The sequence below is a fragment of the Lactobacillus crispatus genome (genome assembly GCF_018987235.1).
Lineage (GTDB): Bacteria > Bacillota > Bacilli > Lactobacillales > Lactobacillaceae > Lactobacillus > Lactobacillus crispatus.
Map to the genome: position 1 here is coordinate 30198 of NZ_CP072197.1, position 25942 is coordinate 56139.

The following is a 25942-nucleotide window of genomic DNA, read 5'->3' on the forward strand; positions in this document are numbered from 1 at the left end:
TAAGGAGGTTCCACATGGCACAAGATAATACAACAAAACAAGGTGAATTGCTTTCCACCTTTAATGAGAGCAACAGTAAGAGAACTCCGATTCAATCGGCTTTAACTCGACCATTAGAGGAAGCTATCGGTAAATGCTTCTTGTTACTAAGCGGAACAACAGAAGAAGTCCAAGATTCTAATGATGAAAGTAAAACTATTCCGCGTGCAGTATATAAAGTACGAGTTGTAAGTTCTAATACAAGACTAGCAATTGGTACTGTGTTAACCGTGAAAGTTAAGGGAAGCAAAAGTGTAATTACTGATGATGAAAATAAAAAATTTTTGTTTGGTTTAGAGAAAAATAAGGTAGTTGCCTTTGATGATCTTAGTCATTGGAATTTTAACGGAAATGAGGGGCTATCTGCGTCAAATATTAGAATTTTGGAAGTCAGTCCTCAAGAAGCTATGAACTTATAAGGGCTAGGAAGTGATTTTGTGAAAACTAAGAGACTAGTATTAGATACAAAAAAGCCGCTAGGTAATCCTAGCGGGCTAAAAATGGCAGAAGGAGTAACCTTATTGTTATCAATTGCAGTTGAGTATAAGGTTGCGCCTAACTTGTTAAGCACGGGCAATTACACAGCTCTTGCTTATCCATTTTTAGTAAATATTATACCCTTAGGGTATCCATGTTGGAAGTGGATTAATCTTCATATTATTAACTATAAAATCTATAAGCGATTAATGAGCATCATTCATTCTGAACAACTTATAGATTATGCAGATAAAAAAGAAACAACAACTTTTAATGAACGAAAAGTTGAATATGGCGTCAAGATTATCTATGAAGAAACATCAGAAGGTATATACATTACTGTATATCCTAATGGCATAAAGCATAGTGATGCTACACAAACGCTAAATAGCAGGCTAGAGGAGACCTTCAACATGAATGTCTTATCAGTAGATCACCAATTATCTTATACAAGATACTTGTTAAGAGATATTGATAAGCAACAAATGAAGGTTATGGATGATGTGTTTTAGTTTTAATATTCAACTAGATAAAAATACTAGTTTTAGTCTTAAGGGCTCAGGAGGTCTTCTGATAGTCGGTCGTAGTGGGTCAGGCAAAACTAACACTACGACTTATATTATGCTTAAGGCTGTCTCTCAATGTGATTGCGGATTATACATTATTGATGCTAAAAGAGCTGATATGTATGGACTTCATCAATTTTTAAAAGATGGCAAGAAAGTAGTAGCAAGTACAACAAATCAAATAGCACGGCTATTGCGTGTCATTAACGAGAATATGAGTGCAAGATATGAGCACTTCAAAAATGGAAAATGGGGACAAGATTTCTCAGAATATGGGTATCGACCTTATCTATTAGTCATTGATGAAGTATCAGCTATGCTTGCTGAAGCTGGTAAGAATAAAAAAGAGATAATGGGTGAATTACGTCAGATTATTCTGCGAGGTCGACAGGCTGGAATCTTTACACTTATCTCTGGTCAAAGAATTGATGCAACCATTTTAGATCGTGATATTACATTGCAATTAGGCACACGAATCGTTATGGGACAAGCAGACTCGGAAACTTATCGTATGGCTTATCCAATGGTGAATGATATTAAAGCATTACCATTAGTTCCAAATAAACCGGGTTATGGTCTTATCTATTCTGATGGACAAAAGATTAGCAATCCTACTCCGTTTGTGTCACCTGATATGTCTAATATTGATGTACCTAAGGTAATTACCCGACTGGAAAATAATTATGACTCGTCTAAGTATAATGATGAGTCTGATTATTGGCAATTATAGTTATTTTAGTTGCCAGCTGACGGGGGACGGAGTCACCCGAATGGAATGTTCAAGCGTGAGCGGGCTGGCAACACCCACTTAATAATATGGGTGTAACGGAAAGATTATTAATCATGGAAACGATGAATAATATTAAAATTGATCAACTTCGTCTAAATATTCCATATGATGAAATCTATCAAGTAGAAAATAGTCAAAGTTTACCCAAAGAAGTTATAGTAGCTGATAATCTGCTGCATCTGGCATGGTTGTTTAAGTCTAATACAGTGAGTCATGGACATAATGGCTATACTTCTTCATATAATTTCGGTTCAGGAGAACAAGGCGGAAATATTTCCGTAATGTGGAACGAGTCAAGAAAAGATATGGGAATACTAGTCGACTTTACTGCGACAGGCAAAGCGCTATATGAAAGCCTTGCTGAATTACATGGAATTCCTGTTAATTGGAAGAAAATAATTGAAGAATTATATGAAAAAATGGGGCATATATCGAGGCTAGATATAGCTACTGACCTTATTAATTATGGTTTTTCAGTTAACGAAATTATTCAAAGGTTAAAGAATGAAGAATCATTTTTCTTGAATACTCAAGGAAATAAAATCAATGCTAATCGATTTAAGATAATTGGAAGCTATAGTGAAGCTCAGACTCTATATATCGGTAGTAGAAAAAGTGATGCTTTTCTGAGAATTTATGATAAAAAAGTTGAACAGGATCGAGCCGATGGACTCTATAGAAACTTGGCTAGAAACTGTAACGATTGGATAAGAGTAGAAGCAGAATTTAAACACCGTTTAGCTAAAGAACTAGGAAAATATATTACAACATTAACTGCAGATAATATTTATCCTTATTTACTTGGCTGTGTACTAGAACGTTGGTCATTAGTTGATAGGGAAGAATAATGACATATGAAAAATTCCAATATTCTAAAGAATGGAAGATTTTAAAAGAGTTATCGAAAGGACAAGGACTTCAAGAACTAAAACAAGCTCAAGTTGACGCTTCCCTGAATAGAAAAATTAATTGGTTCTTGTATGGTGGTGCCAGTGGAGTTATTACGTTGATTAAAGAAATTTATGGTGATGAAGCACTAAAAAAGTTGTATCAATTTTTAGATTATTTTATTTCTAATCCTGATACGTTAGGACATTACTACCACTCGGACAAGATAAAGGCGGATACTAAAACTATTGCAGATTCTACGCAAGGCTTGAACTTTGGAGAATATTTAGAAGACTTAAAGAGAGAATTAGTTGAGGGAGATAAACAGAAAGGCAGGGGCTAATATGTTTGGCACAGAGTTACTCAACGCTAGACAAATAGCAGAAGAATTAGGTATTAGCTATACTTACTCTTTTAAATTAATTAAAAATGGGTGTCCTTATCATCAACTTGGAGACCAAGGACGTAAATATTACGTTTTAAAGGAAGTACAAGAGTGGCTATTAGTAAGTAGCCAACATTAATTAGAAGACGTAGCAACTTGCTACGCTTTTTTAGGAGAAAGCTATGTCAATTACACAAATTAAAACGGGGAAAAATAAAGGAAAATACCGTGTTAGAATTCAACCTACTGATAATGAAACAGGTAAAACTATTCCGATTCCTAGTAAAGTAACAAAAACTAGCAGTAAGCGTGAAGCAAAACAATTAGAAGAACAAATGTGGGTGCAATATCGCGCGCATAAAGAAATGAATTTAAATGTATTAGATCAACCACTTGCAAAAGCTTTAGATCACTATGTAGAAGAAGAAAGAAGTTCGGGGCGTTGGTCATCGATTACTACGTATGATAATTGGAAATATACGGTTAAGCTTGTTTCTCAATATTTCGGAAAGAAAAAAGTTAAAGATATCAAAGAAAAAGATATGCGTAGTTTTGCTAGAAATTACATAAGTACACATAAAGCAACTGTGGCACCTCATTCAACGCTAGATAGACAGTTACAAAATTTAAGGAGTTATTTTGCTACTTTGAAGGAATATGGTGTCTTAAAGAATCCTATTCCTATGAAGCCATTAACTAAGTTTTTTAGACGTGATGAAATGAATGCCCCTGTTAAGAAATATGTTTTCACTAATAATGAAATTAATGTTCTTAAAGATAGAATTTATAGAGAGCTTGGAGTAACAAGAATAAGTTATTGGACAACTAGAATTGCTATCTTGATAGCTCTAGATACTGGAATGAGACCTCAAGAAATTCAGGCTTTAAAGTGGAGTCAAATTACTAATGATGGAAGTTTTAAAGTTTTTAGAATAAATGACTCATGGAATGAAAAAGAGAAGCATCTTAACGGACATTTGAAAAGTCGACCGCATGGAGAATCTAGACTAACCCTTCCCCTTTCTGAACCACTTTTGCAGTTATTGAATAAGTTTCGTCATTGTCAGTTAGAACTTTTAAGGGAGAATGGTTTAACTAATTTTAATGATCGAATTTTATTGAACATCACAGATTATCACTTGTGCGCATTAGGGTATCCAATAACTCAAAAAAGTATGAATGATATGTTGAAACAGTTGAGTAAGAAAGTAGGGGTTAATAATCAAAATTTAAATATAAGTATGTATACTTGTCGTCATACTGTAGCAACAAAATTAGGGAATACACCAGGCATGTCTTACCCTTGGGCGGCAAGCAGATTAGGGCATTCTTTAAAGATGTTTATGCGGACATATGTACATGTTGATGAAGATCGAAATGAAGAAATGCTTAGATTGATAGCTAAAAGATAAAAGAAAAATGCAAAAATAACTTATATTTGATAAAAAAATGAATTAATGTAGCAATAGCAAGAATTTGAAAATAATAAATAACAAATAATTTTTAACATTTTATAGATTTTGAAAAAAAAAGAGCGTATACTCAGGGCATCATAAAGAGATGTGAAGGAGAAATCAAAATGGTTATTGTAGAACAAAAGTTTAATAAATATAATCATACAAGCAACATGGATGCTATGGAGTACGCTGCAGGATGTTGCACATGTACAACAACAAGTTGTACAACTTCATGTGCCGCTGTAGCTGAAAGTTAATGGATAGTTGGCGCTGTAAATTATATTACAGTGCTTTTTTTAGGAGTATAAATACTGTTATGTGTCTATTAAGAATAAAAGACTTAAAAGTTAATTTTAAGGATCAAACAGTACTGGATTTTAGAGGTCATGATATAGAGATAAAGTCAGGAGACAAAGTAGCTCTAATTGGAAAAAATGGGGCAGGAAAAAGTACACTATTAAATTGTCTTTTACATGAAGTAAAATACACTGGCTGTATAAAGGAGAAGTATCATCAGTCGGATATAGGAGTAGTTTTTCAAGAAAATGTATATTTTAAATTCTTGAAAGTTTATGAAATCTTTGAATTAGTGTGGAATAAACCTAAAAAGTTAATTTTAAAATCTAAATTTATTAAGAATTTTAATTTAGCAAGCATTATGAATAAATACATTTCTGACTTATCTGGTGGTGAAAAACAGAGATTAACAATAGCTTTGGTTTTTTCTCAAAATAAAAAGATTTACTTACTAGATGAAATAAATTCCGGCTTAGATTATGATAACAGGCATGAATTAAGTAAAATCATAAATAATATTACTGAAGAAAAAACAGTAATACAAATAAGTCATTATTTTGAAGAAGTTGAAAATTGGGCTAATAAATTGATAATCCTTGATAGAGGCAAGATGATATATTTTGGAAGCTTATCTAAGTTTTATTCTATAAATAAGCATGATTCATTAATTATTATAAATGATAAAAAAAGCCTATCTAGACTGACCCAGAAGCCTTTAAATCTTTATAGTAATAAATATATTGTATCTAGTAGTATTGATGAGAGACATGATATAACAAATTTATTAGAGCAACAAAAGATAGATTATAAAGTGGTGCCACAAAATTTATACACAACTTATAAATTAGCATTAGTAAAACATGAGGATAGGTAAAATAATGGCTAGAGAAATTTTATTAAGTTTAAAAGCACAACTTAGAGTTCCAATTGCTGTATTTTTTTCTATTTTTTTTCCAATTATTATGATGATTATGATGATGACATCTTACGGTAATTTTTCATTAAGAAATGGATATCACTTTATAGATAAGTATTTTTTTATTAGTACTACTATAGGTATTCTACCTCTAACCTTAATTAGTTTTCCTATTGATATAAATAATTTGCTTGAAACTAAGCATTACTTGCGTTTGAAATACTTAAATGTTGATTTAAAAAAATTATTTTTATCAAATATTATTTCTTATTTGATAATTGTATTTATTTCAGTTGGAATAAATTTAATAGTAGGAAAAAGAAACTGTCAAATCTTTTGTGTAAATAGATCTTTCTCGTAAATTGATTTTTTAATTATTTATTTAATCAAAGTAGGATTCTAAGGTGTCCTGAACCTGACCAAAGCCTTTATGAATTCGATTGAAATAACGGTCATTGTAGCTCATTGCCTGGATGCCAATAAATGCATCAAGCGACTGTTCAGTTGGAAATTCTGCCTTAGGCTTAGCTTTACGCTTGATGACGTTGTTAAAGGATTCAATCATATTGGTTGAATAAATTGAAGCTCTGATTTGTTTGGGATAATTGTAGAAGACTAGCAGATCGGGCTCAATTTCCTTCAAACCTTTGATGACATGGCTATAAGCTTTATTCCATTTGGCATAGAATTTGTGCAAGACAGCTGCAGCTTCTTTTTTGCTTGTCTGTTGATGTATCTGCTTGAATTCGTTCATGATCTTTTCACGATCGTCGACGCGTACTTTAGCGCAGATATTGCGCATGACATGAACCAGGCAGCGTTGAAAATGAGCTTTAGGATAAGTCCTGGCCAAGGCTGTTTTCATGCCAACAACACCATCAGAAAGAAAAAGCTCAACTTGCTTCAAGCCTCTGGACTTCATGTTTTGAAGCATCTCTGTCCAAACTTCAATGTTCTCACTAGGAGCAATGCAGTAGTCAATGACTTCCTTATGTCCATTAGGTTTAATGCCAATGGCAATATATACTGCTTCACGCTCAAACGTTTCTCGGCGCAAAGGAAGGTATGTCGCATCCAAATAGACACAGAAAAACTTGTCGCTTAGCTTGCGCTTGTGATAAGCCTCAATCTTGGGGAGCATCTGCTTGGAAATATTTGATACTTGAGCTGGACTATAATGACTGCCATACATTTTCTCAATCAAGTCAGCGATTTCTCTGGTAGTTACGCCTTTGGAGTATAGCTTGATAATCGTGCTTTCCAAAACATCAGAGTGCTGCTTGTAGTCAGGCAGCGTGTGCTGATGAAACTGACCGTTGCGGTCTCGAGGCACTTGCACTTCAATTGGTCCAAACTGGGTATCAACCTTGCGGAAATAAGCACCATTTCTAGAATTGCCAGTATTCCAGCCATTTCTGGCATAGGGATCATAGCCTAGAAAGGCAGTCAACTCAGCTTCTAGCAAGTTATTAACAGCCTGTTGTAGCTCTTTGCGCAATAAATCATTTATTTTGTCTGGATTGAATAGAGCTTGAGCAAAATCTTTGGTAAAATCATTCATGAAGGAGTTCTTCTTTCTGTATGTGTTTTTTTGTTCAAACCAATCATACGAGAAAGGAACTCCTTTTTCTAATGTTTAAAGAAATAAATTTAAGGAATCATTCATCCTTACACAAACTATTTTACAGTCTCTAATTCTGAGATGCTGACATACTTACTTAATATGAACCATCAGCGATTGAATGATTTTAAGAGTATGCATCAATATAATTATGGAAATTTTGCATCCTTAATGAACAGTGTAGAACAGTATAACGAAATAGAAAATGATGAAACTATTTTGCTACCTAAGCCATTGAGAATAAAAAATAAGTTACAGCAGGTTCTAAAGAAAAGAAAAAGTGTTAGAAATTATATAGGCTTATCATGTGATTTACGAGAATTGTCCACAATATTGATGTATTCATTTGGAATCTCGGGAAGAAAAGAGAATTTTGGTGGAATAGTCGCAAGTATGCGATATTACGCTTCTGGAGGTGCTCTATATCCAATTTCAGTGATTATATATATAAATAAGGTGGATGGATTGAAAAAGGGGCTGTATTTATATCAGCCAATGTATCATTCCTTATTACCACTAAATATTAAAACTCAAATCGATATTAATAAATTATTTGTAGGAAGTAACATTGATGTTAAAAATAGTAGCTTTTTTGTATTTTATAAATATGCGATTAGTTCTACATATTTAAAATATGGTGAGCTATCTTTAGCTAATATTTTGATTGAAGCGGGAATGATGGCGCAAAATTTTTCCTTAGTAACTACAGCATGTGGTTTTGGGTCATGTCCAATTGCAGGATATAACAAAAGATTTATTGAAGATATTTGTAATTTAGATCATGTTAATGAGCATATAATTTTTACTGAAAGTTGTGGGAGAAATGAATAGCGATACGATTTTTTTTGTAAAAAAAGATACACATATTAATTCTAATATAAACGAATGGATATTAAGTAAGGGAATAATTCATAAAAGCACTTTAACAATAAGTAAAAATGAAAGTAGTACTTTGTTTGTAAGTTTATTCAAGCAATTAATACAAAATCAGGAAATTAAAGTTAGTGAAGATGATGAAGAGTATTCAGACTTTAAAAAACTTGTTCAGCTTGGATTTTTAGGAATAAGAAATAAAAATAAAAAAGTAGCACTTATTGTGGAAGAAAGTGCAAAAAACTTCTTTGAAAACTATTTAAAAGATGAAAATATATGTGTTAGCTCATTAGATGAGTTTATAACTCAAGATACATTAAATATTTTAATTGAAGAAAAAAATAATACTAAATTAAATAAAATAGTTCAAAACTATAAAAATAAATACAAAGATGTAGATTTGATTTTTGTTTGTTCTTTGTATTATGAAAATTATTTAAAAGGAATCAACAAGCTAACTAAATTAATTAGTATCCCATATAATATAGGATTTTATGATAATAATAATATATTTGCTACTAGAATAATACATGGAGAGACTGGCTGCTATCAATGTCTTGAAAATCAAATACTACAAAAATTTGATGGATATATCGAAGATTATGTATCAGAAATGGATTCTGAAAAACAAGTATTTGATATAAAAAATTATGGAGTATTAATATCTATAATTAAGTCAGAGATAGAAGAACTAAATTTATACTCTGATACAGAGCTACGAGGAAATGTTCTTCATTTTTATTTACCTACTTATGAATACAATTTTGATAAGAATAGAATTCAAAGTGATTGCTCAGTTTGTTCTACTATAAATAATATTTTATTTAAAGAACAAAATATGAAAGCGTGCAATATTTTAGCCGAGGTTTTAGGTAATGATAAATATCAAGAATAATTTAGAATATAATTTATTGCGTCAACGGATCTTGGGTGGCGCTATAACTGGAATCTGGAAAAAGGATACTTTCTTTATTGGCGAAAGTTCGTATCCGGTAATGAATTATAATTATATTACTGCAAACTTTACTAATTTTGAAAAATTCGCTTTTCCTGGCTATGTTCCCCCGATTAATTATCATCTTAGTGGCTACGGCTTATCTTATAATAAAGCTTTATCGGCTTTTCTAGGTGAAAGTACAGAAAGATATTCTTTTTCAGTCTTATATCAAAACATTAAGCATAATATCATTTATTCTGATTATCAAAATCTTCAGAAAAAGTATTCTAATTGTTATATAGTACCTTTAAATTATATTAATATTTATTTTTCAAAAGAAGATAAAGAAAATTATATAACTAAAAAAGATCCAATAAGATGGATAGCATTAAATTCACTATTTGATATTAATAAAAAGGTACTAGTTCCGCTTCAGTTTTATATTATGTATACCAACAGTATATTTAAAAATGAAAAAAGAATTGTAAATAGTGCTACATCAACAGGAACTGCTTCGCAAGAAAGCTTTGATAAAAGTCTGGAAAATGCCATAGTTGAGTTCTTACAAATAGATTCTTTTAATCTTTGGTGGTATGGAGGTCTAAGAGGTAAAAATTTAAATATTGATACAGAAGGCTTATTAAAGGAATTGTTCCCAAACAATAATAGACTTTGGATGTTTTTAAAAAAATTTACGGTTAATTTTATAGATATTAGTTTTGACAAAGCAATTAATGTAGTTGTTTGCGAAATTACCAGTAATAGTGATAGTAAACTACCTAAATATGTAGTAGGAGTTCAAGGAGGATTTTGTTTAAATAAGTGTATTGAACGATCCTTTTTTGAATGTGTAACTGTTTTAGAATATTGTTTTACTCAAAGTTGGGTTGAAGGTTCTAAATTTAAAAAGATTTCTACAAATATAGATGATTTAAATGTAAATAATTTAGACGATAATGTATTGTTTTATGCTAAAAATGGAAAGCCTAAATTAATCAAAAAAGAGAATATTTTAAGAGTGTCCAAAAAGGTTACTAATTTAAAAGATTTGCTTTTGAATTTAAAGAGCATCTCTAAGTATGCAGGATATTTAAATATTACGCCTCCAGAATTTAGAAATCAAAACTTTGAAATATGTAGAGTATTTATACCAGAGCTTTTACCAATTTCTTTACCGTCTTATCCGCCTTATTATCATCCAAGATACAGTAAAATAGGAGGTATTATTAATAATGTCCCCCATCCTTTGGCTTAAAATAGCTTTTTTCATCACTTTGTTTCCAGGCGGAATATATTTGATAATAAGAAGAATATTGTCCAGCCATAGAAAAAGCATAACAGTATATTTAATAACCTTGGTAATTGTAGCTATTGTAAATACCATTATTTTAAAGATCAATTTTAATAGGTATATTGAAATCATCTTAATATTGATTATTCCTTTTACGTATTATTTTTTTGAGTATGTTATAAGGTATAAAAGATTCAATATCTTAAGTTTTAAGGCTAATAAAACAATTATTTATGTTTTAGTTTTTTTTCCTATATTTGAAGAAGTTGTTTACCGTTTCTTTATATTTAAATATTGTTCGGTTTTAGGCTTTTCTGGAATACAGGCTATGATATTTGCAACGTTATGCTTTGAATTTTCGCACATATATTATTTAGGCTTTAAAGCTATTAATAAATTATTTTTTTCCTTTATTCAAAGTATGTTGTTTTTGGTTTTTCAAAGTTTATTGTTGAAACTGTCAAATCTTTTGTGTAAATAGATCTTTCTCGTAAATTGATTTTTTAATTATTTATTTAATCAAAGTAGGATTCTAAGGTGTCCTGAACCTGACCAAAGCCTTTATGAATTCGATTGAAATAACGGTCATTGTAGCTCATTGCCTGGATGCCAATAAATGCATCAAGCGACTGTTCAGTTGGAAATTCTGCCTTAGGCTTAGCTTTACGCTTGATGACGTTGTTAAAGGATTCAATCATATTGGTTGAATAAATTGAAGCTCTGATTTGTTTGGGATAATTGTAGAAGACTAGCAGATCGGGCTCAATTTCCTTCAAACCTTTGATGACATGGCTATAAGCTTTATTCCATTTGGCATAGAATTTGTGCAAGACAGCTGCAGCTTCTTTTTTGCTTGTCTGTTGATGTATCTGCTTGAATTCGTTCATGATCTTTTCACGATCGTCGACGCGTACTTTAGCGCAGATATTGCGCATGACATGAACCAGGCAGCGTTGAAAATGAGCTTTAGGATAAGTCCTGGCCAAGGCTGTTTTCATGCCAACAACACCATCAGAAAGAAAAAGCTCAACTTGCTTCAAGCCTCTGGACTTCATGTTTTGAAGCATCTCTGTCCAAACTTCAATGTTCTCACTAGGAGCAATGCAGTAGTCAATGACTTCCTTATGTCCATTAGGTTTAATGCCAATGGCAATATATACTGCTTCACGCTCAAACGTTTCTCGGCGCAAAGGAAGGTATGTCGCATCCAAATAGACACAGAAAAACTTGTCGCTTAGCTTGCGCTTGTGATAAGCCTCAATCTTGGGGAGCATCTGCTTGGAAATATTTGATACTTGAGCTGGACTATAATGACTGCCATACATTTTCTCAATCAAGTCAGCGATTTCTCTGGTAGTTACGCCTTTGGAGTATAGCTTGATAATCGTGCTTTCCAAAACATCAGAGTGCTGCTTGTAGTCAGGCAGCGTGTGCTGATGAAACTGACCGTTGCGGTCTCGAGGCACTTGCACTTCAATTGGTCCAAACTGGGTATCAACCTTGCGGAAATAAGCACCATTTCTAGAATTGCCAGTATTCCAGCCATTTCTGGCATAGGGATCATAGCCTAGAAAGGCAGTCAACTCAGCTTCTAGCAAGTTATTAACAGCCTGTTGTAGCTCTTTGCGCAATAAATCATTTATTTTGTCTGGATTGAATAGAGCTTGAGCAAAATCTTTGGTAAAATCATTCATGAAGGAGTTCTTCTTTCTGTATGTGTTTTTTTGTTCAAACCAATCATACGAGAAAGGAACTCCTTTTTCTAATGTTTAAAGAAATAAATTTAAGGAATCATTCATCCTTACACAAACTATTTTACAGTCTCTTATTGTTAATAATATGTTTACACATAATTTTTAATTTATATGTGTATTTACACAAAAAAGATATGTATAAAGTTATTTTTTGATATTGACTTGTATTACGTATATAACAATATGTGCCACACGGTTTCTAGAAAAATCCTAAAGAGTGCTAATTTTAAAAGCAAAAATTGTTAAGCCTTTTACGCTTCTAGTCAGCATAACAAATGTGTTAGACATGGTTTAAAAGCCATGTCTTTTTTGTGCAATAAAAAAGACTCGTAACAGTAATTTGCTACAATTCTTTATATGATTTGGTTTTAGGAATGTTTGCGAAATTTTCCCATTATCAGCTGTTGGTGAGATGGCCAGCCTAGCCTTTTTATTGGTGTATGCCATGGTTAACTTAGGCCACTTGCGCATTGCAGGACAAACTGGGGCCAAGCGCTGGATTTTGATTTGCTCTGTTGTATTGAATCTAGCTTTGTTTGCTTTGTTGTTTATTCAGACAATTCTCAACCACGAAACTTTAACTTGGATTTCAGTAATTGCTTTGTTAATTATTAGTTTTTTAGTTGAACTTGCTTGGCGAAAAAAGAATAAACGCAACCTGCATTGGTTAGGAAAAAAATAGTAATTTATGATACAAAAAGTCGACTTTTGTTCCACTTATTGGGTACAAAAGTCGGCTTTTTGTTTTTTTCGTTGTCAAAACATTATCTTTAATATTTTAATTCAGATATATTCTCTTTGATCAAGTTTGAAGTGAGGGAAAATGAATGAAAAAGTTATTGATCGGAAGCGCAGTCTTAGCTGCCTTATTAATTAAAGAAAATATCGCAGTAAATGCGGCAATAGAGCAAAACGAAACAACGCCTAAGATTGCAGTTACTGACAAAAAAGAGAAGCCAAAAGACCAGTTTGATAATAGTTTGGCAGGTCATTATGACCAAGAGACAAATTTTATTACCTGGGAAATAAGGCTGAATCCCAAGAAAGAAAAATATACTGGTGATTTGAAGTTGGAAAATTTAATTCCAGAAGGCTTAGTTCTAGATCCAGATACGATTGAAGTAATAAAGAATGATAATTTTATTCAAAATTCTAGTTTAGTTAAATTGAAGAAAAACAAATTAACAGCTGAATTTCCTGCTAAGAAGTATTCAGAGAGCACAATTTTGATTAAGTATCGAACCAAGGTGGAAGCAGAGCCTAATGAGCCTAATTATCTTAGGGTGAGTCAGTCCTTTACTTTGGGCGATGATCGAGTTCAAGAATACGAGCAAGAAATTAAATACGATCGAAGTAATAAGAATTTTAACATTGAAGCGCCACATAAATCTACGTTTAGAGATGATAATCAAATTTCGTTAATTAAAAAATCTAAAAATAATGAAGAACGCTCTGAAGATTGGCTTAAACGTCTAGCAGAGCTGATTATTAATAAAAAAGAAACTACTTCAGATAAAGGAGGTGAAAAAGTTCAAGGACAGGTCAAAGATCAAAAGCAGCAAGCTTCCCCAGAAAATACAAACCTTTCACGCACTCCAACTGTCAAAGGCTTGACTGGTTTTGATACTAAGGCTAACGAGGTAAAATCCACGGCTAAAATAGATTCTGATTCAGTAAAAACTACTCTAGATAAAGACGAGATTAAGGACAATGCAAGTACTATCTCGCCTAAGTCGCAAAAACACGATACTCATGTCACACTCCCTAAAAGTGACACATCAGAAACTAAGGCAAAATTACCTAAAGCTGGTGAAACTGCCGGTGTTATGCTCAGCGTATTGGGCATAATTTTAATAATTGCAGGGTGGACAGTTCGAACAAAATTCTTAAAATAATCTATATTTGTACTAAAATACGGATTTTCAATAGCCAAAATAGACTCTTTCACGTATTATTGAGATAGATAAACTTGTATCATGAAAGAGAAACAAACATGCCGTACACTATTTCAGAAATTATTGTTTTATTTTTTACTTATTCAGTTATCGGCTGGCTTTGGGAAACCTTTTATTGTTCGATCAAAGACCACCATTATGATTATCGGGGATTTCTGTTTGGTCCTTACTGCCCCGTGTATGGGTTCGCCGTTACTACAATTTTAATTTGTACCAAAGACGTGCGAGATAACCTGCTCCTTTTATTTATAGTAGGGACTATCGTTGCCACTATTTTCGAATTTGTGGCTAGTTGGCTATTAGAGACAATCTTTCACATGAAGCTTTGGGATTATTCAAAATTATGGGGTAACATTCAAGGTCGAGTGGCCCCAATGATTTCATTATTTTGGGGCGTTGGTGTAGTTTTATTAGTAAAATTTATTCAGCCAATCATTCAGAAGCTCATTAATAATGAAGAAAAGATAACTCATGGCTGGCTAGCTGTGGGTATTACCATTGTTATGGGTATTGACTTAGTATTAACAGTAATCAGTGTCGAGAGATTCCATACTACAACTAAGATGTGGGATGTGCATATTGACCACTTTATTGAGCGAGTTAGAACTAAAGTAGAAAGTCATATGCCTGAGAAAGGAAAATTGCGGGTTGGTGATTGGCACCACTCAGTGATGCAGCACTATGATGAATTACAACCGCAACGATTAAGCTGGAATCATAAGCGCTACTTGAAGAGCTTTCCAAAATTAAAAGTTACTGATGCTCCTAAGTTCATGGAAATTAAGAAAGAAGTCTTGAAGAAAGAAAGCTAACTAACATAATCTTATTTTGTGGGATTGAAAAAAGTCGGATGACCATATTAGGTCATCCGACTTTTTCTTATCCATTAATTCTATTTGGTTCACGTTTTTTACTTTTTATTTCGATGTAGTTATCTAAAACGTTGGCATAGCGTCCAAGGGTGAAAAGGTAATCAGATAATCGATTGATGTATTTTAATACGTCATCTGATAATTCCTGTTCATTTAAACTTAATTTGACCAATGCCCGTTCGGTGCGTCGAGCGACTGTCCTGGCATACTGAAGATTGGCACCAGTGGCTTTACCACCTGGCAGAATAAATTCAGGAATGGAAGGAATTTGGGGCGTTAGTTGATCAATGCGATGTTCGAGTTGCTGCACTGTTTCATGGGTGATTTCTTGATGATGCTTTACCACGATATCAGCTTGTAATTGGTAAAGGTTGCGTTGTACGTCTTGCAGCTCATCTTTAAGTTGCAGACAGTTTTTAGATAAGTTGCAATTACTACACCTAAGTAGGATTGCAATTCATCTACGTCACCTAGAGCTTCAATTTGGAGGTCATATTTAGGCACCATTTTGCCAGTAACTTGCTTAGTTAAACCTTTGTCACCAACTTTAGTGTAAATTTTAATCATAGCTGATTCCTGCTTTTCGTTTGTAATTGTTTAGGGCAAGAGTCAATGGTTTGTACAAAACAAAATAGAAACCAAAATTGCCCAGACAATGGTAAGTATCAAATAAGAAACTTCCCGCAACATAACCTAAAAAGGATGACCAGCCACCCCAAATTGACATGCCGAAATTGATCAACAAGCCATATACGTAACCCATTATATTTATGCGGTCTTAATGCTTCTGGCCCTTGATCCTTAAATGCATATACCCATTGGCGCAGTGTAGTCCTGCCAGCTCCTAAAACTTTCGCAATTGAAGCAGGTGATGCTTCGCCACTTATGTATTGTTTAACTGCTTTAAGCTTAGCTTCATAGCTAAATTTACTTTTTCTAGACATACAAAACATTCTAAGCTAAATAGTGAATTAGTTATCCGACGGGATAATTGATTCACTATTTTTATTCTTTTGTAGAATTAAAGTAGTAGTAAAACGATATGCCCTGAGGTCTTTAGACACTTGATGTCGTATACAAAACTGGCAGTTTTACTTAAGTTTTCAATAGTCTCTTCGAAGAATGTGGACACTAGATGTCGAGTTTAGAAAATTAGATCTGATTTCTTAAGTAAATACGTTTTACTACTAAGTTTTGGAGGTTTTTATTATGCAAGTTACTTTTGGAATTGATGTAAGCAAGTCTACTTCTACTGTTTGTGAACTAATTGGTGAAAGCAAAAATGAACTAACCATTACTAATAATCGTCCTGGTTTTATTCAATTGCTTCATGAATTAACCGCTTTTTCTAAACATCCGCAAATTATTTTTGAAGCTACCGGTGTTTATTCACGTACACTGCAATCTTTTCTGGAAGACTATGGCTATGATTATGTAATTCTTAATCCTCTTAAAGCTAAAAAAGAAATGGATATGGGACTACGTCATAATAAGACTGATAAAACTGATGCTTATCATTTAGTCTTAATTCAAAGACTATATCATCATCCAATTAATCAACTTCAATCTCAAACTTATAAGCAGCTTAATGTTTTGAGTCGTTTCTATGACCAGTTAACAGCTGACTTAGTAATGGCTAAAAATCGACTTCACCAAGCTCTACAATCGACTTTTCCTGAAATTGAAAATCTATTTTCTTCTGCTAAAGGTAAAAATTACTGGCAAATAGTTGTGCGATATCCTCATTGTGACTTAGTAAGAAGAGAAGATAAAAAACAGCTTATTAACTGGTTAATGAGCTTAAAGGGGATTGCTTTTAAACACGCTCTAAGGACTGCAGATAAATTAATTGAATTAGCTTATCAAGCTTATCCAGTTGTATCTTGCTCTAGCATAGAAGTCGAGCAAGTGCAGTATTATGCACACAGATCGCTTAATTTAAGTGATCAAAGAGAAAATTTAATCGCAAGAATGGTTAAGTTAGCGAAGTCTTTGCCCAATCATGATTTAGAAAACCTAGAAAGCATTCCAGGCTTTGCACAGACCACTGCTGTCAGAGTTTTAGCAGAGTTAGGAGATTTACGCAGATTTAGTAATCCTAATAAAATCAATGCTTTTATCGGAATTGATCCAGGCAGATATCAGTCAGGAGAAATGGACTCTAATTTAAGTATTACTAAACATGGCAATGCAGTCGCACGTAAGTTGCTTTATCGAGCTATTGGACAAATTGATAATGCAGCTAAGACAAATCCGTGTCATATAGCAGATTATTATGAAAGCAAAAAGCTATCCTCTCAAACCAAAGGGTTCAAAAAGATAGCTATTGCTTCAATTCATAAACTAATCAGAACCATTTATGCCCTGATTATCAATGATCAACCATATGATTACAACGTAGCCACACATAACCAAAAAGACTTTAGTCGTAATTAATTGATCAAGTACATTATAACGCTAAGCCCATAAATTAAATATAGAGGTGGGCTTATTTAGTATGCTTTCTAAAAAAATAAATCGCCACTAAAAGATACTCATGACAAAATTTAGGTAAAAAATAAAGCCAAACACCTTATTGCGCTTGACTTTACGTAGAAAAAGTCCTGCTTTCATAGATAGTACAATTTTATATATTTGTACTGTCTACTAAAGTAGGACTATATCATTCAGGATGATCTTTTTGAATTTCCTGTTTTTGAAGGGCAGCCCAAGTCCATGGAAGAGTTTTTTAGTCGCCTAGAAACTATAGGCAAGGCTTGGCATAAAGCCTATGATACCATTGATTCCGATACAGATAGAGTCATTAAGAGAACTAAAATGGATGCTCGTACTACGTTAGACCTACTAGAACATCTATCACCTGTACAGCTCTCTTGAAGAGAAAAAGAATATCAGCACGTAACCAGTATGGTTCTTAGACTATGATCAAAAAATTTATTGTACTGATGACGCCATCATTGGTCAGATGCTTCAAACCATTAATCATGACATTACCCGACGCAGCAGTCGTAGCTTATTACACTGGAAAATTCTTAAACAAAATTGTTTCAGAGATTTTTATTTTTTAATGGGTGTTATTTTTTATTTAGTTCTAAGTGATTTTATCTATCAAAGGTAATAGCTCTATGTTATATTATAAGTGTTATAATAATGTAAAAATTATTAGGCACTGAAATATAGTGCCTTATGATAGGAGGAGAAAGATCATGTTAGAAAGAGTCCCAAAATATACACTAAGAAAACTGTCAGTCGGCTTGGCCTCAGTGATGATTGGATCAGGGATACTGATGAGCTCTCCAAAGGTACTTGCAGCTACTAACGCAGGTGAAAGTACTGGTACTGCTGTTCAATCTTCTAGTCAAGATAAAGATAATAGTAAGCCAAGTACTCAAGGTCAAAACACTGATCCTGAAGCAGCTGTTCAAAAGGGCAGTGACAACTCATTTGCTGAACCAGCAACCACAACTAATGCTGAAGAAAAAGTAGTAGCAACAAATACCCAAGATACTACGCAAGACCAAGGCAAGCAGACAAATGCGAATGAAACTACGCAAAATACTACCAATGTCGGCAAAAAAGATACTGAAGTAACGCCGGCTAACGGCGCAACAACACTAAAGAAGCTTGGACGGGTACGGGCTGCACTACCAGTAAGGAAGGCTGAAACACCAGATCCTGAAACACCAGATCCAACGGTTCCAGATAACTCAGCTAATACTGCTATTATCAATGACAAGGATAGTTTGGAAAAAACTTGGCTTGAAACATCTACTGAGCGGGCCCAGGTCTACATTACCGTTAAGGGGACTGACCAAAAGAATTACGTCAGTTCTTATGCAGACTTTAAGAAGCGCCTTTATTCAGAAATCTATACTAATCGGATGGATCCTAATAGCCTGGAATTACATATTAAATACGCGTGGTGCTAGTTAAATCTTTCTAGACAATAAGCCAAATTATAAGCTAAAATTGCAATTTCCAACCGGCTTTGAAAGCCTATCAGACTACGTGCTCGATTGTTCTCGGCATTGTAATAGGTCAGAAGCGAAAAGTCGCTTTCAATTGTTCTGCGAATAGCCATCAATTGATGATCATTGTGCTTTTTAGCTCCTGTCATATTTTTACGATATGGTGTCCAAAGTTCATAACCCATTTGTTTTAGCTGTTGATGCAGTTCTTTGCCTAAATAGCCTTCGTCGCCAAGAAGATAGTAATTAGATGGATGTGCATTTTCCATCAGTTCAACTGTCTCCTTGGCATCATGAACTGATGCTTTTGTTACGACATAATCAAGAATGTAACCGTCATCGCTAACAATGGCATGAACTTTGAAACCATAGAAGTAAATTTTCTTGGTGGCCTTATAACCAATGTTGGCATAACCGCGAAAAATTTTAGCACGATAGTTGCGAATTGGTTGGCAAACAGGTACCGGAAAGCTGTCAATGATCAAGAAATGTCCATTCAGGTCAACCTTTTTATTCATTTCTTGCCGTATCTGATAAATCAATTGCAATAGCTGACGTGAACGCCGATTAAAACGTGAGTGTGATAAACAATTGAAACATTCACAGAATCTTCTTTGTGATTCAATTCCTGTCTTAGCTTGCCAGATAAGTAAAGCCAAAATCAGACTGTCCGTAGTTTTAATTTGATCAATATTTCGCCGATGAGTAAACTCAGCCGGTGCATACAAACGATACCAGTGCCGACAAATTATCACTAAATCTTTAAAACTAACTTGTAAATGGTGGCTAAAACGCTTAAGCTTAAGGCAGTTCAATCAGATCAGACTCTTTTCTATTATTACTATTTACAAGTCGAGTCTAACAAGATTGGATTTTTTTATTAACTAAAACGATTTAACTAGCACCACGCGTATATTAAATATCAGGTTTTAAAGGATCGGGTCCAAAACTTCATTGTAAACTGGGGAGAATCGTTGCGGTTAGATACCAGTAGAATTGGTAAAGATGGTTTAACTTTCACTACAGATACAGGTGAAAAAGTAGCCTATACGTTAACACCAGGATGGGGAAAGTATAAAACCTATGATGAATGGCTTAAAGAAGGCCAAGATATGAGTGCGATGAACGCTCTTAAAATTGGCAACAATTTAAAGGCCGGGACTAACTTCACATTAACTGCTCCACTAAAATATATTGGTAGAACTGATGGTGAAAAACAATTTAATAATATTCAAGTTGTAGATTACGGGCACCCAAACGCTAATATGGGATTTGGCTTCGTTGAATTACACCCAGAGAAAATCGATACTCCAGAAGCTCCAACTACTGATAAAGAGTCAGTTACTACCGGTATCTATAACAATCCGTTAGCTACTGCTACAGACTGGTATAAAACGGAGCATGGTGAATATGTTGCATACTATACAGCTAAAGGGAGAGATGGTAAGACCTATGTAACTGGATATGTGGCTGCCAATGGTAAGTCTGAGTCGATTATCAATGTTGATCAGATTGATCTAAATACCTTGGAATACCATATGATTTACCGTAATGGTGACGAAGAAGTAGCGGCCGGTATTTCAGCAAGCTTTGCTGATGGTAAGACTCTAGTGGTTGATGCTAGTCGTATAGGTGCTGATGGTATCCGTTTGAAGAGTCAACAGGGTTGGTCTTATAACAACGGGGGTTATAGAGAGAATACTAGTGGGAGACTCTATTGGAGTTGGGAAGATTTTCTTAAGAACCATAACGGATCGGTAGATAACCTCGTTGGCATCAATATGAATGCAGCCGCTTTCAAGCCGGGCGATACAATTGAAGTAGTTGTTCCTGTTAAGTATATTGGGAAACTTTCTGATCGAGTTCAATCCTTAGAATTTAAATCTGAAGCTAGAAAAGATGTTTCGGTTAAACTCTACTTCACAACTGTGCGCATGGACTTGAGTCAAATTAAACAGGTAATCTTGCTTCCGGCTGAATTCATAAGTGAAGAACCTGGTCAATCAAATTGGAAATACGTTAAAGAGATCGCACCTGATATGCCAAATGGTTGGGATGCAGTAAAGATCAGTAATTTCCCAGTATACAAGGGCGTATTCAACACGGATCCGTTGCTAATCAGTGAGCTACCAACTGTTATCTATGGAACGGCTCAGTACTTTGTTGACCTCCAAGAAATTCAGAAAATTTTTACTCAACACGGCTATACAGTAAAATTTGCTAACAACAATGGTCAAGCACAACAGATGCCATTCTATGCCTACAGTACCTTGCCATTGGCCAAGTTTATTGATGGTAAACCAATTGATTCCTCATCGATTTGGACTATTCAAGTTCAAGCCGTTCCTGCTTTGATCTTGAACAAGGATCAATACTATCGAGCTGATCCAAATGCTGGTGCTTGGGATACTACTTCTATGATCGACGCTATTTATGGTGCCGATGACCCAGGAGCACGGAAGTCACGGGAAGAACTTGATCAGTTACCAAAGACGGACGTCAATATTAGTTACGAATACCAAGCTCCGGGTGCGACTACGACCGTTAAAGCTGACAAAGTGGACTTGACAAAAGCCGGGGTATACACTGTAACTTACAGTCATACTTATGCCGACGGAGTTGTGGTTAGCGATAGCCGCAAGGTTTATGTCGATGATGTTAAGCAAGAAACCAAGGATATTACCCGGACCATTATCGTCCACGCGCCAAACGGAACTGACCAAACAGTTACCCAAAAAGCAACATTGACACGGGAAGTGATTCTTGATGCAACTACTGGGCAAATCAAATCTGCGGGTAAATGGTCTACTGCTAAGTGGGAAACATACTCAGCTCCAGACTTTAAGGGATACACTCCAGACGTGGTCCAAGTCGAAGAAGCAACAGTTACTAAAGATACTCAAGACACGACGGTTGAGATCAACTACGCGGCTAATGACCAACAAACCCACGTGATCTACGTTGATGACGATAACAATGGGGATCCAATCAAGACAGAGATGTTGAACGGGAAGACCGGCGAGACGGTAGCTACTAACATTGCAAATCCAGATGAAAGCAAGTATGAACTGGTTGGAACACCAGAAGCAGAATATACTTTCGCTGCCGAAAACAATGAAGATGTCATTGTGCACTTGAAGCACAAGCATGGGCAACAAGTCGAAGAAAAGACGATCACTCGGACAATCAACGTTACTCATCCAGATGGTAGTCATGAGAGCATCAAGCAAACAGTAACCTTGAACCGGACTAACGAAGTTGATTTGGCAACAGGCGAAGTGGTCAAGGATGGTGAATGGACTACTGGCAGTTGGGAAGAATTCGTTGCTCCAGAACATGCAGGATACACTCCAAACATTGCCAAAGTAGAACAAACAGACGTGACGGCTGATACCTAAGACACAACGGTTGAGATCAACTACACGGCTAACAAGCCAACTACGCCAGAGCAAAACAATGATCAGGGCCAAAAGCCACAAACTAACGATCAAGGTCAAAAGCCACAAGCTGAAGACCAAGTGACAGAAAATGGCAAGGGCACTGCAACGGCTAACAAGCCAACTACGCCAGAGCAAAACAATGATCAGGGCCAAAAGCCACAAGCTGAAGACCAAGTGACAGAAAATGGCAAGGGCACTGCAACGGCTAATACTCAGGGCCAAACTCCAGCGCCAGTAGCTCAATCAGCTCAAGCGCAAAAGTTGCCACATACTGGAGAAGCTGAAAACCGCTTAGGAATCTTAGGTGTCTTAACAGCTACCCTCGGGATGTTAGGTTTAGGCTGGAAGAAACGTGAGAGACAGTAATTTTGCAAATAGACTATATTGAAATAGTAAAGCTAATTATTGTTGTGATTTATACAGAATTATAGATTATCTTTGTTTATTTAACGTGTGAGATTAGTGAAACACTCAGTCTATAAAAAGCCGGTGATGAATTAAAAATTGAGGCTCTTTGTCAAATCCTGTTGATAATGAGTAAATAAAAAGAATCAAGCAACCATTAAAAGGCTGTTTGTAGTGACCCGCATTTTTCGGACACTTTATTGATATTATGCGACTAAGGACTTATTCCGATATTCTATCGGAGTAAGTTCTTTTAGTTTATCCTTAGTTCTTTCCGTATTGTAATAGTCTATATATTTTCTGATAGCTTGCTCTAATTCGTCAAGTGAAGCATATTTCTTCTCCTGACCATAGAACATTTCACGTTTGAGAATGCCAAAGAAGCCCTCCATTAAGCCATCATCTGGAGAACAGCCTTTTCTAGACATGCTTTGTTCAATACCGCGAATAGCTAGTTCATGTTGATAAGCCTTGTGTTGGTATTGCCAGCCTCGATCTGTATGAAAGATTAAACCATTTAGTGCCTGATTAGTTTTAAAAGCATCATCCAACATTGACATCACTTGTTTCAGATTAGGATGACGAGAAATATTATAAGCAACGATATCACGTCCGCAGCCATCAATGATAGGTGATAAATAGAGTTTCTTACCCCTTAGATTGAATTCGGTAATATCGGTATACCATTTCATATTCGGTCTTAAAGCAAAGAATTTGCGTTTAATTAAGTCTGGTTTGATTCTGCCTTTAATATCTCCTTGATAGCTGCTATATGGATGTCTACGCTTCATCACATAACCGTACAAATCCATTTTGCGCATTAAACGATTAACAGTTTTACGATTAATCTGATAGCCTTCACGATGCAAAATATGTGTAATACGACGATAACCTGGGGCAACATAACGATTCTTAATCTCATCATAGATCTCCCGAATGCGCATCATCACATCACTATGATGAACTTGATCCTTATCCTCACGAGTATAAACGTCATAGTAGTTACTGCGCGAGATGTGCGGCAGATCTTCATTAGCGTTAATAATTTCAATGATCTTCTTTACTGCGAGCCCCAGTTCATGCCTCAATTCGGTAACAGCTTGTGCTATTTCTGTTTTGGTTGGCTCTTTCTTTTTTGAACCAAGGCATCCAATTTTTTTATATATGCGTTTTCGACAGTAAGCTTTAAATTCTGGCGACGCAACTTGGCGTTTTCTTGCTTGAGCCGTTCTAATTCGTTTAACTCTTTCTTGCTCATGGATTCGTCGTCCTTTCTTCTTGATAACGACATTATATCCATTTTCTTTGTAAGAGCGAATCCAATTGCTTAACATACCATTACCAGGCAAACCTAGATCAAGTGCTACTGCATTAATCGATTCATTTCCTAAAAGCACTCTTTTTATGGCATGTTCTTTATACTCTTTTGAGTAATGCGTATAAGATTTATCAAGTACTGATAAGCCATGAATTTTAATTAAATTTATTAGATAATTTACCTTTTCTCTTCTGATACCATATTTCTTGAGACTGTAAAATAGTTTGTGTAAGGATGAATGATTCCTTAAATTTATTTCTTTAAACATTAGAAAAAGGAGTTCCTTTCTCGTATGATTGGTTTGAACAAAAAAACACATACAGAAAGAAGAACTCCTTCATGAATGATTTTACCAAAGATTTTGCTCAAGCTCTATTCAATCCAGACAAAATAAATGATTTATTGCGCAAAGAGCTACAACAGGCTGTTAATAACTTGCTAGAAGCTGAGTTGACTGCCTTTCTAGGCTATGATCCCTATGCCAGAAATGGCTGGAATACTGGCAATTCTAGAAATGGTGCTTATTTCCGCAAGGTTGATACCCAGTTTGGACCAATTGAAGTGCAAGTGCCTCGAGACCGCAACGGTCAGTTTCATCAGCACACGCTGCCTGACTACAAGCAGCACTCTGATGTTTTGGAAAGCACGATTATCAAGCTATACTCCAAAGGCGTAACTACCAGAGAAATCGCTGACTTGATTGAGAAAATGTATGGCAGTCATTATAGTCCAGCTCAAGTATCAAATATTTCCAAGCAGATGCTCCCCAAGATTGAGGCTTATCACAAGCGCAAGCTAAGCGACAAGTTTTTCTGTGTCTATTTGGATGCGACATACCTTCCTTTGCGCCGAGAAACGTTTGAGCGTGAAGCAGTATATATTGCCATTGGCATTAAACCTAATGGACATAAGGAAGTCATTGACTACTGCATTGCTCCTAGTGAGAACATTGAAGTTTGGACAGAGATGCTTCAAAACATGAAGTCCAGAGGCTTGAAGCAAGTTGAGCTTTTTCTTTCTGATGGTGTTGTTGGCATGAAAACAGCCTTGGCCAGGACTTATCCTAAAGCTCATTTTCAACGCTGCCTGGTTCATGTCATGCGCAATATCTGCGCTAAAGTACGCGTCGACGATCGTGAAAAGATCATGAACGAATTCAAGCAGATACATCAACAGACAAGCAAAAAAGAAGCTGCAGCTGTCTTGCACAAATTCTATGCCAAATGGAATAAAGCTTATAGCCATGTCATCAAAGGTTTGAAGGAAATTGAGCCCGATCTGCTAGTCTTCTACAATTATCCCAAACAAATCAGAGCTTCAATTTATTCAACCAATATGATTGAATCCTTTAACAACGTCATCAAGCGTAAAGCTAAGCCTAAGGCAGAATTTCCAACTGAACAGTCGCTTGATGCATTTATTGGCATCCAGGCAATGAGCTACAATGACCGTTATTTCAATCGAATTCATAAAGGCTTTGGTCAGGTTCAGGACACCTTAGAATCCTACTTTGATTAAATAAATAATTAAAAAATCAATTTACGAGAAAGATCTATTTACACAAAAGATTTGACAGTTTCTATTTCTTACTTAAGTACGTTCCACGTTTATTTTCTAAAGTCCATTCTTCAAAAATATGAATTTTATCCTTTTTAGTTAGTTTAGACATAGTAAAACCCTCGAGATTCATGTC

The 25942-nt window shown here is 34.9% G+C and carries 27 protein-coding genes and 1 pseudogene; 22 read left to right on the forward strand and 6 right to left on the reverse strand.

The genetic code is table 11. The features are described from left to right. Positions 1 to 14: 14 nt before the first annotated feature. The 10 genes from J6L97_RS00150 (at position 15) to J6L97_RS00195 (ending at position 6176) form a co-directional block, all read left to right on the forward strand. Positions 15 to 458: a hypothetical protein gene (locus J6L97_RS00150; RefSeq protein WP_005721900.1), complete on the forward strand. Its 444-nt coding sequence runs from the start codon at positions 15 to 17 to the stop codon at positions 456 to 458. A gap of 18 nt (positions 459 to 476) precedes the next feature. After that, positions 477 to 1028 carry a hypothetical protein gene (locus tag J6L97_RS00155; RefSeq protein ID WP_005721901.1) on the forward strand — a complete coding sequence of 184 codons (552 nt, stop codon included), beginning with the start codon at positions 477 to 479 and terminating at the stop codon, positions 1026 to 1028. Next, entirely contained in the window at positions 1018 to 1812 is a 795-nt protein-coding gene (locus tag J6L97_RS00160) for an FtsK/SpoIIIE domain-containing protein (protein ID WP_020992932.1), read from the forward strand. Before J6L97_RS00155 ends, J6L97_RS00160 begins: the two co-directional genes overlap by 11 nt. An 86-nt stretch (positions 1813 to 1898) precedes the next feature. Beyond that, positions 1899 to 2720 (forward strand): replication initiation factor domain-containing protein, encoded by an 822-nt coding sequence (locus J6L97_RS00165; protein WP_005721903.1) that lies wholly within the window; start codon positions 1899 to 1901, stop codon positions 2718 to 2720. After that, a complete protein-coding gene (locus J6L97_RS00170) occupies positions 2720 to 3103 on the forward strand; it encodes a hypothetical protein (RefSeq protein ID WP_057726905.1) in 384 nt (127 codons plus the stop codon). Before J6L97_RS00165 ends, J6L97_RS00170 begins: the two co-directional genes overlap by 1 nt. Before the next feature lies 1 nt (position 3104). Further along, positions 3105 to 3284 carry a helix-turn-helix transcriptional regulator gene (locus tag J6L97_RS00175; protein ID WP_054832951.1) on the forward strand — a complete coding sequence of 60 codons (180 nt, stop codon included), beginning with the start codon at positions 3105 to 3107 and terminating at the stop codon, positions 3282 to 3284. Between the two features lie 43 nt (positions 3285 to 3327). Continuing rightward, positions 3328 to 4557: a tyrosine-type recombinase/integrase gene (locus J6L97_RS00180; protein WP_057726906.1), complete on the forward strand. Its 1230-nt coding sequence runs from the start codon at positions 3328 to 3330 to the stop codon at positions 4555 to 4557. Between the two features lie 224 nt (positions 4558 to 4781). Next, positions 4782 to 4859, forward strand: a complete 78-nt coding sequence (locus J6L97_RS11370) for a listeriolysin S family TOMM bacteriocin (protein ID WP_432718217.1) — start codon at positions 4782 to 4784, stop codon at positions 4857 to 4859. Between the two features lie 59 nt (positions 4860 to 4918). Then, positions 4919 to 5773, forward strand: a complete 855-nt coding sequence (locus tag J6L97_RS00190) for an ATP-binding cassette domain-containing protein (RefSeq protein ID WP_005721907.1) — start codon at positions 4919 to 4921, stop codon at positions 5771 to 5773. 4 nt (positions 5774 to 5777) lie between these two features. Further along, entirely contained in the window at positions 5778 to 6176 is a 399-nt protein-coding gene (locus J6L97_RS00195; protein ID WP_223876404.1) for a hypothetical protein, read from the forward strand. Between the two features lie 21 nt (positions 6177 to 6197). Here the strand turns inward: J6L97_RS00195 and J6L97_RS00200 are convergent, their stop codons facing one another. Further along, a complete protein-coding gene (locus J6L97_RS00200) occupies positions 6198 to 7376 on the reverse strand; it encodes an IS256 family transposase (protein ID WP_005728142.1) in 1179 nt (392 codons plus the stop codon). 177 nt (positions 7377 to 7553) lie between these two features. Here J6L97_RS00200 and J6L97_RS00205 point away from each other — a divergent pair, with 177 nt between their 5' ends. From J6L97_RS00205 to J6L97_RS11315, 4 genes are read left to right on the forward strand one after another with little or no spacing between them, the layout of a single operon-like run. Then, the gene (locus J6L97_RS00205) at positions 7554 to 8267 is read left to right on the forward strand and encodes a SagB family peptide dehydrogenase (protein ID WP_223876397.1); all 714 of its coding nucleotides are present in this window, start codon (positions 7554 to 7556) and stop codon (positions 8265 to 8267) included. Continuing rightward, on the forward strand, positions 8260 to 9204 hold the full coding sequence (locus tag J6L97_RS00210) for a hypothetical protein (RefSeq protein WP_005729239.1): 945 nt from the start codon (positions 8260 to 8262) through the stop codon (positions 9202 to 9204). The genes J6L97_RS00205 and J6L97_RS00210 overlap by 8 nt, the downstream gene beginning before the upstream one ends. Beyond that, positions 9185 to 10501: a YcaO-like family protein gene (locus tag J6L97_RS00215; protein ID WP_005721911.1), complete on the forward strand. Its 1317-nt coding sequence runs from the start codon at positions 9185 to 9187 to the stop codon at positions 10499 to 10501. The genes J6L97_RS00210 and J6L97_RS00215 overlap by 20 nt, the downstream gene beginning before the upstream one ends. Beyond that, positions 10479 to 11018 carry a CPBP family glutamic-type intramembrane protease gene (locus J6L97_RS11315; RefSeq protein ID WP_005729237.1) on the forward strand — a complete coding sequence of 180 codons (540 nt, stop codon included), beginning with the start codon at positions 10479 to 10481 and terminating at the stop codon, positions 11016 to 11018. Before J6L97_RS00215 ends, J6L97_RS11315 begins: the two co-directional genes overlap by 23 nt. 34 nt (positions 11019 to 11052) lie before the next feature. On the opposite strand, the gene J6L97_RS00220 is transcribed toward J6L97_RS11315, so the two are convergent. Further along, the gene (locus tag J6L97_RS00220; RefSeq protein WP_005728142.1) at positions 11053 to 12231 is read right to left on the reverse strand and encodes an IS256 family transposase; all 1179 of its coding nucleotides are present in this window, start codon (positions 12229 to 12231) and stop codon (positions 11053 to 11055) included. Between the two features lie 472 nt (positions 12232 to 12703). On the opposite strand from J6L97_RS00220, the gene J6L97_RS00225 reads away from it, so the two are divergent. The 3 genes from J6L97_RS00225 to J6L97_RS00235 all read left to right on the forward strand — a co-directional run bounded on the left by J6L97_RS00225 (position 12704) and on the right by J6L97_RS00235 (position 15058). Next, positions 12704 to 12973: a hypothetical protein gene (locus J6L97_RS00225; RefSeq protein ID WP_225907787.1), complete on the forward strand. Its 270-nt coding sequence runs from the start codon at positions 12704 to 12706 to the stop codon at positions 12971 to 12973. Between the two features lie 145 nt (positions 12974 to 13118). Then, a complete protein-coding gene (locus J6L97_RS00230) occupies positions 13119 to 14186 on the forward strand; it encodes a hypothetical protein (protein ID WP_057727027.1) in 1068 nt (355 codons plus the stop codon). A gap of 98 nt (positions 14187 to 14284) precedes the next feature. After that, positions 14285 to 15058 (forward strand): putative ABC transporter permease, encoded by a 774-nt coding sequence (locus J6L97_RS00235; RefSeq protein WP_054833034.1) that lies wholly within the window; start codon positions 14285 to 14287, stop codon positions 15056 to 15058. A gap of 67 nt (positions 15059 to 15125) precedes the next feature. On the opposite strand, the pseudogene J6L97_RS00240 reads toward J6L97_RS00235, so the two are convergent. Both J6L97_RS00240 and J6L97_RS00245 read right to left on the reverse strand, forming a co-directional pair. Next, positions 15126 to 15685: pseudogene (locus J6L97_RS00240) on the reverse strand (cob(I)yrinic acid a,c-diamide adenosyltransferase). Between the two features lie 98 nt (positions 15686 to 15783). Further along, complete coding sequence (locus J6L97_RS00245; protein WP_318780430.1) at positions 15784 to 16071, reverse strand: helix-turn-helix domain-containing protein; 288 nt, start codon at positions 16069 to 16071, stop codon at positions 15784 to 15786. 256 nt (positions 16072 to 16327) lie between these two features. Here J6L97_RS00245 and J6L97_RS00250 point away from each other — a divergent pair, with 256 nt between their 5' ends. Further along, on the forward strand, positions 16328 to 17554 hold the full coding sequence (locus tag J6L97_RS00250; RefSeq protein ID WP_057727026.1) for an IS110 family RNA-guided transposase: 1227 nt from the start codon (positions 16328 to 16330) through the stop codon (positions 17552 to 17554). Between the two features lie 770 nt (positions 17555 to 18324). After that, the gene (locus tag J6L97_RS00255) at positions 18325 to 19047 is read left to right on the forward strand and encodes a YSIRK-type signal peptide-containing protein (RefSeq protein ID WP_081036438.1); all 723 of its coding nucleotides are present in this window, start codon (positions 18325 to 18327) and stop codon (positions 19045 to 19047) included. On the opposite strand, the gene J6L97_RS00260 is transcribed toward J6L97_RS00255, so the two are convergent. After that, positions 19044 to 19901 carry an IS982 family transposase gene (locus J6L97_RS00260; protein WP_118992340.1) on the reverse strand — a complete coding sequence of 286 codons (858 nt, stop codon included), beginning with the start codon at positions 19899 to 19901 and terminating at the stop codon, positions 19044 to 19046. The genes J6L97_RS00255 and J6L97_RS00260 overlap by 4 nt on opposite strands. A 159-nt stretch (positions 19902 to 20060) precedes the next feature. On the opposite strand from J6L97_RS00260, the gene J6L97_RS00265 reads away from it, so the two are divergent. After that, positions 20061 to 22484, forward strand: coding sequence for a mucin-binding protein (locus J6L97_RS00265; protein WP_225907788.1), 2424 nt, complete (start codon positions 20061 to 20063; stop codon positions 22482 to 22484). A gap of 120 nt (positions 22485 to 22604) precedes the next feature. Continuing rightward, positions 22605 to 22892 carry an LPXTG cell wall anchor domain-containing protein gene (locus J6L97_RS10975; protein ID WP_054833075.1) on the forward strand — a complete coding sequence of 96 codons (288 nt, stop codon included), beginning with the start codon at positions 22605 to 22607 and terminating at the stop codon, positions 22890 to 22892. A gap of 245 nt (positions 22893 to 23137) precedes the next feature. Here the strand turns inward: J6L97_RS10975 and J6L97_RS00270 are convergent, their stop codons facing one another. Beyond that, a complete protein-coding gene (locus J6L97_RS00270) occupies positions 23138 to 24328 on the reverse strand; it encodes an IS3 family transposase (RefSeq protein ID WP_318780431.1) in 1191 nt (396 codons plus the stop codon). A 260-nt stretch (positions 24329 to 24588) separates the two neighbouring features. On the opposite strand from J6L97_RS00270, the gene J6L97_RS00275 reads away from it, so the two are divergent. Then, the gene (locus tag J6L97_RS00275; protein WP_005728142.1) at positions 24589 to 25767 is read left to right on the forward strand and encodes an IS256 family transposase; all 1179 of its coding nucleotides are present in this window, start codon (positions 24589 to 24591) and stop codon (positions 25765 to 25767) included. Positions 25768 to 25942 lie beyond the last annotated feature (175 nt).

Excerpts from the sequence above, each read along its gene's own strand:
- J6L97_RS00150 (WP_005721900.1), top strand. The coding sequence starts at position 15 with ATGGCACAAGATAATACAACAAAACAAGGTGAATTGCTTTCCACCTTT.
- J6L97_RS00160 (WP_020992932.1), top strand. The coding sequence starts at position 1,018 with ATGTGTTTTAGTTTTAATATTCAACTAGATAAAAATACTAGTTTTAGT.
- J6L97_RS00165 (WP_005721903.1), top strand. The coding sequence starts at position 1,899 with ATGGGTGTAACGGAAAGATTATTAATCATGGAAACGATGAATAATATT.
- J6L97_RS00170 (WP_057726905.1), top strand. The coding sequence starts at position 2,720 with ATGACATATGAAAAATTCCAATATTCTAAAGAATGGAAGATTTTAAAA.
- J6L97_RS00175 (WP_054832951.1), top strand. The coding sequence starts at position 3,105 with ATGTTTGGCACAGAGTTACTCAACGCTAGACAAATAGCAGAAGAATTA.
- J6L97_RS00180 (WP_057726906.1), top strand. The coding sequence starts at position 3,328 with ATGTCAATTACACAAATTAAAACGGGGAAAAATAAAGGAAAATACCGT.
- J6L97_RS11370 (WP_432718217.1), top strand. The coding sequence starts at position 4,782 with ATGGAGTACGCTGCAGGATGTTGCACATGTACAACAACAAGTTGTACA.
- J6L97_RS00190 (WP_005721907.1), top strand. The coding sequence starts at position 4,919 with ATGTGTCTATTAAGAATAAAAGACTTAAAAGTTAATTTTAAGGATCAA.
- J6L97_RS00195 (WP_223876404.1), top strand. The coding sequence starts at position 5,778 with ATGGCTAGAGAAATTTTATTAAGTTTAAAAGCACAACTTAGAGTTCCA.
- J6L97_RS00200 (WP_005728142.1), bottom strand. The coding sequence starts at position 7,376 with ATGAATGATTTTACCAAAGATTTTGCTCAAGCTCTATTCAATCCAGAC.
- J6L97_RS00210 (WP_005729239.1), top strand. The coding sequence starts at position 8,260 with ATGAATAGCGATACGATTTTTTTTGTAAAAAAAGATACACATATTAAT.
- J6L97_RS00215 (WP_005721911.1), top strand. The coding sequence starts at position 9,185 with ATGATAAATATCAAGAATAATTTAGAATATAATTTATTGCGTCAACGG.
- J6L97_RS11315 (WP_005729237.1), top strand. The coding sequence starts at position 10,479 with ATGTCCCCCATCCTTTGGCTTAAAATAGCTTTTTTCATCACTTTGTTT.
- J6L97_RS00220 (WP_005728142.1), bottom strand. The coding sequence starts at position 12,231 with ATGAATGATTTTACCAAAGATTTTGCTCAAGCTCTATTCAATCCAGAC.
- J6L97_RS00225 (WP_225907787.1), top strand. The coding sequence starts at position 12,704 with ATGGCCAGCCTAGCCTTTTTATTGGTGTATGCCATGGTTAACTTAGGC.
- J6L97_RS00230 (WP_057727027.1), top strand. The coding sequence starts at position 13,119 with ATGAAAAAGTTATTGATCGGAAGCGCAGTCTTAGCTGCCTTATTAATT.
- J6L97_RS00235 (WP_054833034.1), top strand. The coding sequence starts at position 14,285 with ATGCCGTACACTATTTCAGAAATTATTGTTTTATTTTTTACTTATTCA.
- J6L97_RS00245 (WP_318780430.1), bottom strand. The coding sequence starts at position 16,071 with ATGTTTTGTATGTCTAGAAAAAGTAAATTTAGCTATGAAGCTAAGCTT.
- J6L97_RS00250 (WP_057727026.1), top strand. The coding sequence starts at position 16,328 with ATGCAAGTTACTTTTGGAATTGATGTAAGCAAGTCTACTTCTACTGTT.
- J6L97_RS00255 (WP_081036438.1), top strand. The coding sequence starts at position 18,325 with ATGTTAGAAAGAGTCCCAAAATATACACTAAGAAAACTGTCAGTCGGC.
- J6L97_RS00275 (WP_005728142.1), top strand. The coding sequence starts at position 24,589 with ATGAATGATTTTACCAAAGATTTTGCTCAAGCTCTATTCAATCCAGAC.